Source organism: Pantoea sp. Ae19-2, assembly GCF_059801205.1.
The window spans coordinates 4,104,630-4,116,689 of record NZ_JBCHWE010000001.1 but is presented as its reverse complement, the minus strand read 5'-3'; the positions used below and the strand labels follow the sequence as shown (position 1 = coordinate 4,116,689).

The 12,060-nt window shown below is 52.7% G+C and carries 10 protein-coding genes; 6 read left to right on the top strand and 4 right to left on the bottom strand.

Annotated elements, in window-relative coordinates; all coding sequences use genetic code 11:
• Window positions 1–19: 19 nt before the first annotated feature.
• Genes hilA through AAIE03_RS18890 form a run of 5 tightly spaced genes read left to right on the top strand, consistent with a single transcriptional unit; the run spans window position 20 to window position 5,016 of the window.
• Window positions 20–910 (top strand): L-isoleucine 3(1)-dioxygenase, encoded by an 891-nt coding sequence (hilA, locus tag AAIE03_RS18910; RefSeq protein WP_014594863.1) that lies wholly within the window; start codon window positions 20–22, stop codon window positions 908–910.
• 47 nt (window positions 911–957) lie between these two features.
• Entirely contained in the window at window positions 958–1,701 is a 744-nt protein-coding gene (hilB, locus tag AAIE03_RS18905) for a 3(1)-hydroxy-L-isoleucine 4-dioxygenase HilB (RefSeq protein ID WP_014594864.1), read from the top strand.
• Window positions 1,689–2,423, top strand: a complete 735-nt coding sequence (locus AAIE03_RS18900) for an SDR family NAD(P)-dependent oxidoreductase (protein WP_014604781.1) — start codon at window positions 1,689–1,691, stop codon at window positions 2,421–2,423. Before hilB ends, AAIE03_RS18900 begins: the two co-directional genes overlap by 13 nt.
• A 48-nt stretch (window positions 2,424–2,471) precedes the next feature.
• Entirely contained in the window at window positions 2,472–3,728 is a 1,257-nt protein-coding gene (locus tag AAIE03_RS18895; protein ID WP_013027658.1) for an ATP-grasp domain-containing protein, read from the top strand.
• 46 nt (window positions 3,729–3,774) lie between these two features.
• Window positions 3,775–5,016 (top strand): MFS transporter, encoded by a 1,242-nt coding sequence (locus AAIE03_RS18890; RefSeq protein ID WP_013027659.1) that lies wholly within the window; start codon window positions 3,775–3,777, stop codon window positions 5,014–5,016.
• A 118-nt stretch (window positions 5,017–5,134) separates the two neighbouring features.
• Here AAIE03_RS18890 and ilvC read toward each other — a convergent pair whose 3' ends face one another.
• On the bottom strand, window positions 5,135–6,610 hold the full coding sequence (gene ilvC / locus AAIE03_RS18885) for a ketol-acid reductoisomerase (protein ID WP_013027660.1): 1,476 nt from the start codon (window positions 6,608–6,610) through the stop codon (window positions 5,135–5,137).
• A gap of 161 nt (window positions 6,611–6,771) precedes the next feature.
• Here ilvC and ilvY point away from each other — a divergent pair, with 161 nt between their 5' ends.
• Window positions 6,772–7,653: an HTH-type transcriptional activator IlvY gene (ilvY, locus tag AAIE03_RS18880; RefSeq protein WP_014604780.1), complete on the top strand. Its 882-nt coding sequence runs from the start codon at window positions 6,772–6,774 to the stop codon at window positions 7,651–7,653.
• Here the strand turns inward: ilvY and ilvA are convergent, their stop codons facing one another.
• Genes ilvA through AAIE03_RS18865 form a run of 3 tightly spaced genes read right to left on the bottom strand, consistent with a single transcriptional unit; the run spans window position 7,654 to window position 12,042 of the window.
• Window positions 7,654–9,201: a threonine ammonia-lyase, biosynthetic gene (gene ilvA / locus AAIE03_RS18875; protein ID WP_014604779.1), complete on the bottom strand. Its 1,548-nt coding sequence runs from the start codon at window positions 9,199–9,201 to the stop codon at window positions 7,654–7,656.
• Window position 9,202: 1 nt separating this feature from the next.
• Window positions 9,203–11,053 (bottom strand): dihydroxy-acid dehydratase, encoded by a 1,851-nt coding sequence (gene ilvD / locus AAIE03_RS18870; RefSeq protein WP_014604778.1) that lies wholly within the window; start codon window positions 11,051–11,053, stop codon window positions 9,203–9,205.
• 59 nt (window positions 11,054–11,112) lie between these two features.
• A complete protein-coding gene (locus AAIE03_RS18865) occupies window positions 11,113–12,042 on the bottom strand; it encodes a branched-chain amino acid transaminase (protein ID WP_014604777.1) in 930 nt (309 codons plus the stop codon).
• Window positions 12,043–12,060 lie beyond the last annotated feature (18 nt).

Below are 12,060 nucleotides of genomic sequence, written 5' to 3'. Positions count from 1 at the left end.
TCAATGGCATGGAAACATTATGACTGATTTACTGACCTTAGAACCTACGCAAACAATATTAACGGGTTCAAAAAAAACAAACTTTGGCTATCTGGAATCAACAGATGGCGTTATTAACTTCTCCATTGTTAAAAACATTATTCTTAACGGCCATCATCATGGCAATGTTTTATATGTTATTCGTAATTACGCATCAAAAGCCGTGTGCGAAAAACTTGCAAAAAACTTTGATTACAGGGTCACCCAAAGTGGAGGGAATCGCGCTGACGATGGCTTTGTTTTAACCAATCAGATCGGTGCAACGCAGTTTTCGCGTAATGGTGAACAATATATTCATGAGGTCAATCGTGTGAACCAAAGCGTCGCCGACCTGATGAAAGCAACCAGCGCAGAAGATAGTGAATCACTTTTCCTCAACCTGACGCTGGAAAAAGAATTTTTAGAACGAGGTATTCATTTTGGTCCGGCACGATTCAAAAACGGCTATGCCTGTTTTGCAACCTTTCGTCGCTGGCTTGATAACGGTGTGATGTCACTTATGCCACATGAAGATATGGCACAGGTTGACTTTGCAAAAGAAGACGGCTTTGAGATTGCGAATACTCAAACTGTAACAGCCTATAATGTTTGTCTGGAAGCTGCGCAGGGTGGTGGCCAACTTAAAATCTGGAATCTCATTCCCGACCAGGTGTGCCGTGAAACACTTGGCGTAACACGAACAGGTTATCCTTATCCACCCCATCTGTTAAATGAAACCGAATCCCTTTCTGTTCAGCTTAATGCTGGCGATCTTTACTTTATGAATGCTTGTCACTTACACGGCGTAAGCAGTGTAAGTGAAGGAAGCCGACTTACTGCTGGACGATTTATTGGAAAACTGAATGACCGTAAGGTGGTTTACTGGACATAGCTTATGGAATGTATTTAAAACTATCCTTTTAATGCAGAGATAAATAAATGATGGAATATGCAACGCATCTCTCCAGGCAAGGCTATGCCTTTATTCCCGGTGATTATTATCGTTCAACTGAAGCCATGCAGTTTTCGAATAAAGAAGATTTCTTAGATGAGCTGGAAGAATTAAAAAAAGGCTATGAGAATTTACTTCTTGATCCTTATTCGCCAGGAAACCGCTGGCGCGGTTATGCTCAATGCAAAAAAAATGAAAAGGGCGAATTAACCTTTGGAAAATTCAACCCTTATAAACAAACAAAAGCCTTTAATCCTGATACTGGTGATATTATTCGCGATTATCCGCTATTGCCTGAAGCGATCACCCGCAATCGTCTGTTTCAAACGCTGTTGCACGATGATTTATCGTTAGTAGACGCTTATGAAAGCATTGGCCCTGTCGACAGCCTGACCATTGGCATTCATTTTTTTCGTTATCAGGCCACGGAAAATGAGCCTGCTTATAGCTCGCCCGTCTGGCTGCATAAAGACGATGAAGACGTGGTGTTTGTGCATATGATTAATGCCTCACCGAATATGCTGGGCGGAGACAGTCTGATTGCCAGCCATCCTCGCAGCATTGATCGCGTGCTGCGTCTGGAACAGCTTTTTGACACCTTAGTGGTTAATCACGACAAACTTCATGCCGTCACTCCCGTTGGCGCACGTGAAAACAGTGGCCCTGCTCAACGCGACATCATTCTGATCACGTTTCAGAAAAACGAGGAGAAGACAGCATGTCCGGTCTGAAGCTTAAAGCCATTATCACGGGGGCATCCAGCGGAATTGGCCGCGCGCTGGTCAAGGCTTTCCTGGACAAAGGTTATCAGGTTGAGGGTATCGATCGTTCATCATCGGAATTTAACGATACGTCAGCCTATCGCCATCATCAGCTGGACGTGACTGACTCAGTCAGCCTGGCTGCACTTTTCGAAACTCTGGAGTACGGCGAGGCTAATAACGTTCTGATTAACTGTGCCGGTACGCGTGAAATTTGCAGTATCGCGGATTTAACGCTGGCGCAGTGGGAATCCGTTTTTGCCCTTAACGTGACAGCCAGTTTTATAGCAGGTCGTGCTTTTTGCCAACAGTTGGTAAACCAGAACCGCCCCGGAAATATGGTTAATTTGGCCTCCGTTTCAGGATTGATGGGCGAGCCTGATCGAACGGCTTATGTCTCATCAAAACACGCCGTCATCGGCCTGACGAAACAACTGGCACTCGAATACGGCAAACACGGTATTCGTGTCAATGCGATTGCGCCCGGCGTTATTCGTACGCCACTGACGGAGTCTTATTACCACGATGACTCGCAGCTTGAAAAAATTAAGCGTGGCCAGTTTTTACCGGTACTAGGTGAGACAGGTGACGTTGCCGCAGCGGCACTTTATCTGACCGCCCCGGAGAATCGTTTTGTCACAGGTTCAACACTGGTCATCGATGGTGGCTGGACGCTGGGAAAAGATCTTTAACTTTCTTGGGTCAGATAAACGGCCCAACCTCTTTGCAGGAGAAGCAACATGGATAAGCGTTATATATTAATCTTAGGCGGCGAGTTTTCCCTTCGTGAACGTGTATTAGCCGGTGCACTGCGCGCAGCAGGCGGAATGCAGGTGCTCACCATGGCAAAAAATCGTACCAGTGCCGCAATCAAATTTTTTGACGGCTATTTGTCAGGTGATGTCGCCGATGAAAACGCCGTATTGGATGCGGTAAAAGCCCATGAGGCCTCAACCGGATGCAAACCCGCCGCGGCTATCCCCATGAATGATTTCACTGTCCGCGCCGCCAGTCTGGTGGCTGAACATTATCAGCTTCACGGTAATAGTCGTCAGACTATTCATAATTGCCGTGACAAGTTTGTCATGAAGCAACTGCTGGAGAAGGCCGGATTACCGGTGCCACGTTTTGCCGCATTCAGTACGCTGGAAGAACTCAGACACCATATTCGTGATATTGGGCTGCCTGTCGTTATTAAGCCCCGTGAAATGGCAGGTAGTCTTGGTGTTCTGAAGATTACCCGTGAAGAGGAGATTGAACCGAGCTTTGCCAGAAGTGTGGCTGACGTCATCTCACTTAACGGTGAATCCTATGCTCCCGAAGACCTGTTCCAGGTGGAAGAGTACATTCCCTCCCTTCAGGAAGTCAGCGTCGAGGTAATAAATCAAGGTGACTACCACAAAGCTATTGCGGTAACGGATAAATACCTGGGCGAGGAACCTCATTTTGTTGAAGTGGGGCACAGTGTCCCTTCCGTTCATGCCAGTAACCCACAGTTGCGGGATATCGCGGAGCGCGCCTGTCATGCCCTGGGCATTCATTATGGCGTGGCGCATTTTGAAGCGCGAATTACCCCCGCCGGAGAGATCAAAATCATTGAAGTGGGTGCCCGCACCGGCGGCGACACGATTATGGATCTGGTTGAACGGAGCTATGGCATTAATCCTTATGAGCTGCATGTAGCAAGCCATTTAAACGCCCTTAAACCTCTTGCAGAACCTTTAGTGCCGAAAGGCCTGAGTGCGGTGGCCTTTATAAAAGCGCCTGTCGGTACAATTGAGAAAGTGACACTTCCTGCCAGCCTTCCTGATCACATTGTGAATATGCAGATCACCGCAAAACCGCTGGATACATCGAAGAAGCTCGAGTCCTGGAAAACACGTGAGGGATCGGTAGAGTTTTTTTGGCCCAGCCGGAAACCGGAAACCGGTTTTAATGAGCATCTACGCACAGCGGATGACCTGGCGACTACGCTCTTTACCTTACGCCAGGCGTAATTATTTTTGAGCCGCTGCAAAGCGGCTTTCAAGCAGGAGTACCCTTATGTCTGCTGAAAACTTCGGTTTAAAGCGCTTCGTTTTTTCCCGTTTTGTCGGCGCGTTGTGCGATCAGTTCTTACTGTTTGCTGTTCCTCTGGCTATTCTCAAGGCGACAGGGTCGCTTACGCTTTCATCCCTGGCCTTTGTCATTGAATGGCTGCCACGCATTATTTTCTTCCCGTTATCGGGATTTATGGCTGACCGCATCAAGCCCCGTTTCATCTTTTTCAATGTCGATGCTCTTCGTGCCTTACTGATGGGGGCCGTCTTCGCCCTTCTTTACTGGTATCCGGGGTCAACTTTTCCGGCCCTGGCCGCGATGATGGCTTTGTTGTCTGTAGCCTATGTACTCAACTTTGTGGCCACGGATGCCCTCTTGCCTCGTCATTTGTCCAGTGAAGCCTTGCCGAAAGCCCACTCCATGCTCCAGGGCGTCGATCAAATCACTATGGTATTGGGGCCTGCTATCGCGGTTGCGATTTCTTCGTGGGGCGGCATCGACAGCATTTTGATCGTCGCAGCTGTTCTGTTTGCCATTTCGGCTATTAATTATCTTTTTTTGGAAACACACGATCTAGAGGTGACGGAAAAGCTAGGGTTTCATACCTTACTGGCATCTAACCGAACGGCATTGCACGTGCTCAAGAAAAACAAAATACTGCTGCATCTTTGCGCCCTGACCTGGGTCGTGAATCTGGTTTACGGCGCGGCACTGGTCGTGAGCGCAGCGGTCATTTTAAAAGAGTTCAACCTGTCCGATCGCTACTTTGGCGCCTTGCAGACAACAGCAGCTCTCGTCACTATCGTGGCATTCTTCTTTGTTCCCAGGTTTGCCAGCCGCTTTGGTTTGTCCACGTTGGGAACATTTTCGTTTTGCGCCATGATTCTTGCGGGTGCCATAATGTCGCTGTCCGTTGATTACGCAATGTATCTGGCAGGCTATGCTGTGCTGATGGCTTTTGACGGTGCATTCAGTGTTTATTTGCGCACGTTGAGAAGCCAGGTCATTCCTAAAGAACATTTAGGGAAAACCATGGGAATTATTGGCTTGATGAACATGTGTTCAGTACCGGCGAGTGGGGCTGTGGTATCGCTGCTGTCCGGGCATTTTATGCCGCTGCAAATCATTAGCATTATTCTGGTTGCCGCATTAGTGTTTGGCTTGCTTTTGATTTTCTTCGGGCGCCGTGTCTTTGGCTATAAAAGTTTATTACCCCCAGTGATCGTGTCAGAGCCATCCTGTTAACTTTTTTCATACCTGAATTTTCATAACAAGCCGCAGGCTTAATACATAAAAAGGGCGCAGCCAGATGGCTGCGCCCTTTTTGCATGTGCTGTTTTGCTGAAAACAGTGGCGGTGCGGCTTAGCCCGCAACCGCGATGCGTTTCATATCCGTCATGTAGCCACGCAGTTTGCGACCTACCTGCTCGATAGGATGCTGACGAACGGCCTCGTTAACGTCGCGCAGCTGTGCGTTATCCACCTGAGTGCCTTCAATGGCTTTGCCCAGATCGCCCGGCTGCAGCGTGGTCATGAACTCTTTCAGCAGTGGAACGGCCGCGAAGGAGAACAGGTAGTTACCGTACTCAGCGGTATCAGAAATCACCACGTTCATTTCGTACAGGCGCTTACGGGCAATGGTGTTGGCAATCAGCGGCAGCTCATGCAGCGATTCGTAGTAAGCCGACTCTTCGATGATGCCTGCATCAACCATTGTTTCAAATGCCAGCTCAACGCCCGCTTTGACCATCGCAACCATGACAACGCCTTTATCGTAGTACTCCTGCTCTTCGATTTTGCCATCGAACTGAGGTGCGGTTTCGAACGCAGTTTTACCGGTCTCTTCGCGCCAGGTCAGCAGTTTCTTATCGTCGTTAGCCCAGTCGGCCATCATGCCCGCAGAGAAATCGCCGGAAATGATGTCATCCATGTGCTTCTGGAACAGAGGGGCCATGATGCCTTTCAGCTGCTCAGACAGCGCGTAAGCACGCAGTTTGGCCGGATTCGACAGGCGATCCATCATCAGCGTAATGCCACCAAACTTCAGGGATTCGGTGATGGTTTCCCAGCCAAACTGAATCAGTTTTTCGGTGTATGCCGCATCGTGACCTTCTGCCACCAGCTTGTCGAAGCACAGCAGAGAACCGGCCTGCAGCATGCCGCATAGAATGGTCTGCTCACCCATCAGGTCAGATTTCACTTCCGCAACGAAAGAGGATTCCAGCACGCCAGCACGGTCGCCACCGGTGGCAGAAGCCCAGGCTTTGGCGATAGCCATGCCTTCACCTTTTGGATCGTTTTCCGGGTGAACCGCGATCAGCGTCGGAACACCGAAACCACGCTTGTATTCTTCACGCACTTCGGTGCCGGGGCACTTCGGCGCAACCATCACGACGGTGATGTCTTTACGGATGGTTTCGCCCACTTCAACAATGTTGAAACCGTGTGAATAGCCCAGCGCGGCACCGTCTTTCATCAGTGGCTGTACAGCCTGAACAACGGCGGAGTGCTGTTTGTCCGGCGTCAGGTTGACCACCAGGTCCGCCTGTGGAATCAGTTCTTCGTAAGTGCCAACTTTAAAACCATTTTCTGTCGCTTTACGGAATGAGGCACGTTTTTCAGCGATGGCTTCTGCACGCAGCGTATAGGACACATCCAGACCCGAATCACGCATGTTCAGGCCCTGATTCAGACCCTGAGCACCACAGCCCACAATCACAATCTTTTTGCCTTTCAGGAAGCTGGCGCCATCCGCGAATTCGTCACGCCCCATAAAACGACATTTGCCCAGTTGCGCTAACTGGTTGCGCAGATTCAGTGTATTGAAGTAATTAGCCATGGGTACTCCGGTTAAATGTTGTGTTTGCTTTTGTCTGATGACGGCATAAGGTTCAGCGCCGCGAATGACCCCATCATATGACAGGATTTCTGTTGCTTAAATTGATATATTAACAACGTTACATTGCAATAATTGCAATGCCGTCCTGAGGTGGACCCCCTATGGATTTACGCGATCTCAAATTGTTTTTGCATCTGGCAGAAAGCTGCCATTTTGGCCGCACCGCACGCGCCATGCACGTCAGCCCTTCCACGCTGTCGCGCCAGATCCAACGCCTGGAAGAGGATGTGGGCCACGCCTTATTTCTGCGCGATAACCGCACCGTGGCGCTCACCGAAGCGGGCGAAAGACTTAAGCTGTTTGCCCAACAAACCTTACTGCAGTATCAACAATTGCGCCATGCTATGGATCTCAATGGTCCTTCACTTAGTGGTGAACTGCGCCTGTTTTGCTCGGTGACCGCCGCGTACAGCCATCTGCCCCCTATTCTGGATCGCTTTCGCGCCGAGCATCCTCAGGTCGAAATCAAACTCACCACCGGCGATGCGGCGGATGCGATTGAAACGGTGCAGTCGGGCAATGCAGACCTGGCTATCGCGGGCCGGCCTGAGTCGCTACCGGCCAGCATCGACTTCACCACGCTGGGGCTGCTGCCGCTGGGGCTGATTGCGCCTGCGATGCCCTGCCCGGTACGCAGTCAGGCAACGGAAGAGGCACCTGACTGGACGCAGATTCCGTTTATTTTGCCCGAGCAGGGGCCGGTTCGTCGGGCCATTGAGCTGTGGTTTCGTCGTCACCGCATTGTTAACCCGTTGATTTACGCCACGGTTGCGGGCCATGAAGCGATCGTTTCCATGGTGGCGCTTGGCTGTGGCATTGCCCTGTTGCCGGATGTGGTGCTGGAAAACAGCCCTGAGCCGGTACGTAACCGGGTGTTACCGCTGGAGAACGTGGAGTCCGTTGCACCACTGGAGCTGGGAGTTTGCGTACAAAAAAAGCGGCTCGGGGAGCCGCTTATCAGTGCGTTCTGGCATCAGTTGTAGTTACTGACCGGCCAGGAAAAAGCGGAACGCCGGGTTATGGGTTTCGTCGTGGAAATCATAGCCCAGGTCGGTAAGGTGCTCTTCAAAACGTGGCTCATCGCTGCCGAGCTCAAACGCCGTGAGCACCCGACCATAATCCGTGCCGTGGCTGCGGTAATGGAACAACGAGATATTCCAGTGCGTGCCCAGCGTTTGCAGAAATTTGAGCAACGCACCGGGCGCTTCCGGGAATTCAAAGCTAAACAAACGCTCACGCAGCGGCTTGGAAGGCCGTCCGCCCACCATGTAACGCACATGCAGCTTCGCCATCTCATCGTCAGACAGATCCACCACCTGATAGCCGTTTTCCGTTAACTGACTAATGATCTCTGCTCGCTCTTCCATCCCGCGCGTCAGGCGCACCCCCACAAAGATGCAGGCTTTGTCGGTGTCGGCATAGCGATAGTTGAATTCGGTAATCGAGCGACCACCCAGCGTCTGGCAGAACTTCAGGAAACTGCCCTGCTGTTCCGGTATGGTGACGGCCAGAAGCGCTTCACGTTGTTCACCCAGCTCGCAGCGTTCAGAAACATAGCGCAAGCCATGGAAGTTAACGTTAGCACCCGACAACACGTGCGCCAGGCGCTCGCCTTTGATGTCATGCTGCTGAACGTATTTCTTCATGCCTGCCAGCGCCAGCGCCCCTGAAGGCTCCGCCACGGCGCGCACATCTTCAAACAGATCTTTCATGGCCGCGCAGATCGCATCGCTGTCCACGGTGACGATATCGTCGAGAAATTCCTGACACAGGCGGAAGGTTTCATTACCGATGCGTTTCACCGCCACACCTTCGGCAAATAATCCCACGCGCGGTAAATCTACCGGCTCACCGGCGTCCAGCGCTGCCTTCAGGCAGGCTGAATCCTCTGACTCTACGGCAATCACTTTGATTTGCGGCATCAGCTGTTTGATCAGGACGGCCACACCGGCAGCCAGACCGCCGCCGCCCACCGGGACAAAGACCCGATCGAGATGGGCGTCCTGCTGCAGCAGTTCCATCGCCAGCGTACCCTGTCCGGCAATAACCGCCGGATGGTCAAACGGTGGGACAAAGGTGTAACCCTGCTGCGTCGCTAACTCGATAGCTTTAGCTTTTGCCTCATCAAAGTTGGCACCAAACAGAAAGGCTTCTCCGCCAAATGCACGCACGGCATCCACCTTAATGTCGGCAGTGGCAAGCGGCATCACGATCAGCGACTTGATGCCCAGCTTCGTGGCGGATAAGGCAACGCCCTGAGCATGGTTACCCGCAGACGCGGTGACGACGCCGCGTGCTTTCTGCTCTTCGTTAAGTCCGGCAATCATCGCGTAAGCACCGCGCAGTTTAAAACTGTGCACCGGCTGGCGATCTTCTCGCTTGACCAGAATGGTATTGCCCAGTCGCGCAGAGATTTTTTCCATCTTCTGCAGTGGGGTAACCTGTGCCACTTCGTATACCGGTGAACGCAATACAGCGCGCAAATACTCGGCGCCGCAGGGCGCCTCGGGTAGCGGTTGAGCCTCAGCCATTTTAGCCTCCCAGCTTACTCTTATCGCGCACGGCACCTTTGTCGGCACTGGTGGCAAGCGATGCATAGGCGCGCAGGGCAAACGACACTTCGCGCTGACGGTTCATCGGCGTGTAAGCGGCATCGCCACGTGCTTCCTGCTCTTCACGGCGCGCGTGCAGTTCATTATCCGGCACGGCCAGCTTGATGCCGCGGTTAGGAATATCAATTTCAATGGTATCGCCATCTTTAACCAGCGCGATGGTGCCGCCATTAGCTGCCTCGGGTGAGGCATGACCAATGGAGAGGCCAGAGGTACCGCCAGAGAAGCGACCGTCGGTGATCAGGGCACAGCTCTTACCCAGCCCCATCGATTTCAGGTAGGTGGTGGGATACAGCATTTCCTGCATGCCCGGTCCGCCTTTTGGCCCTTCGTAGCGAATCACAACCACGTCACCTGCCACCACTTTGCCACCGAGGATGGCTTCTACTGCGTCATCCTGGCTTTCATACACTTTGGCCGGGCCGCTGAAGGTCAGAATCTCTTTATCGACGCCCGCCGTTTTCACGATACAGCCATCTTCGGCGATGTTGCCGTACAGCACGGCCAGACCGCCATCCTGAGAATAGGCGTTTTCGCGCGTACGGATACAGCCTTCAGTACGGTCATCATCCAGCGTATCCCAACGGCAATTCTGTGAGAACGCCTGGGTGGTGCGGATACCGGCCGGGCCCGCGCGGAACATGTCCTTCACGGCCTGGTCCTGGGTCAGCATGATGTCGTACTGATCGATCGTTTCACGCATGCTTTGCTGCAGGATGTTGCGTGCGCTGGTGTCAATCAGTCCGGCACGATCCAACTCGCCGAGAATACCGATCACGCCACCGGCGCGGTGCACATCTTCCATGTGATATTTCGGGGTACTGGGTGCGACTTTGCACAGCTGAGGCACTTTGCGCGACAGGCGATCGATATCAGAAATATTGAAGTCGATCTCGCCTTCCTGCGCGGCAGCCAGCAAGTGCAGCACGGTGTTGGTGGAGCCGCCCATGGCGATATCCAGCGTCATGGCATTTTCAAACGCAGCCTTAGTGGCAATGTTACGCGGCAGCATGTTGGCATCGTCCTGCTCGTAATAGCGTTTGGTCAGGCTCACGATGCGCTTACCGGCGTTGATAAACAGTTCTTTACGGTCGGCGTGAGTGGCCAGCAGGGAACCGTTACCCGGTTGCGACAGGCCCAGCGCTTCGGTCAGGCAGTTCATGGAGTTTGCAGTGAACATGCCTGAACAGGAGCCGCAGGTCGGACAGGCGGAGCGTTCAATCTGCTCGCTGTCGGCATCGCTGACGTTCGGGTTAGCGCCCTGGATCATGGCATCCACCAGATCCAGCTTGATGATCTGATCGGAGAGCTTGGTTTTACCGGCTTCCATCGGGCCGCCGGACACAAAGATAACCGGAATGTTAAGGCGCAGTGACGCCATCAACATGCCGGGGGTGATTTTGTCGCAGTTAGAGATGCAGACCATGGCATCGGCACAGTGCGCATTCACCATGTACTCGACGGAGTCAGCAATCAGTTCCCGGGAAGGCAGAGAATACAGCATGCCGCCATGGCCCATGGCAATACCGTCATCCACCGCTATCGTGTTGAACTCTTTGGCCACGCCACCAGCCGCTTCGATTTGCTCGGCAACCAGCTTACCCAGATCACGCAGGTGAACGTGGCCCGGCACAAACTGGGTGAAGGAGTTCACGACGGCGATAATCGGTTTGCCGAAATCATCGTCGGTCATTCCTGTTGCGCGCCAGAGGGCACGGGCACCGGCCATGTTGCGGCCGTGGGTGGTGGTAGCGGAACGGTACTTAGGCATGCTCTTTACTCCAGTGAAAATAAGTTCGCGGACATCCAGCGACATCCGCGCAGGTCTGGTTATGCGTTAACCGGGTCCAGCCAGCCCCATTTGTCTTCAGTCTCGCCGGTGAACAGGCCGAAGAAGGCCTGCTGAACGCGTTTGGTGACGGGGCCGCATTTGCCTGCGCCAACCTGAATGCGGTCAACGCTACGCACTGGGGTAATTTCAGCTGCGGTGCCAGACATAAAGACTTCATCAGCCAGATAGAGCGACTCACGGGACAGCGTCTGTTCACGTACTTCGATGCCCATATCACGCGCCAGCGTAATAATGGCATCGCGGGTGATGCCCGGCAGTGCAGATGAGGTAAACGGCGGGGTAAACAGCACACCGTCTTTCACTTCAAACAGGTTTTCGCCTGCGCCTTCTGAGATCAGGCCATTGGTGTCCAGTGCAATGCCTTCCTGATAACCATGGCGGCGCGCTTCGCTGCCCACTAACAGTGAGGAAAGGTAGTTGCCGCCTGCTTTCGCCGCGGTTGGCAGCGTATTGGGCGCAACACGGTTCCATGAAGAAACCATCGCATCAATACCGTTTTCCAGCGCTTCAGCACCCAGATAAGCGCCCCACGGGAAGGCCGCAATGATCACGTCGGTCGTAAAGCCATCCGGCGGGTTCACGCCCAGTCCCACATCACCGACGAAAGCCAGCGGGCGGATATAGGCGCTTTTCAGGTTGTTGACGCGAATGACTTCACGGCAGGCTTCCATCAGTTCATCAACGCTGTGTTTGATTGGGAAACGGTAGATTTTGGCGGAATCGTGCAGGCGCTGCATGTGCTCACGGTGACGGAATACAACCGGCCCTTTATGGGAGTCATAGCAGCGAACGCCTTCAAATACCGATGTGCCGTAGTGCAAAGCGTGAGACATCACGCTGACTTTTGCCTCTTCCCACTTAACCATTTCGCCGTTGAACCAAATAAAGTCTGCTTTCTTCGTGCTCATTATTATTTCCTATAGCGA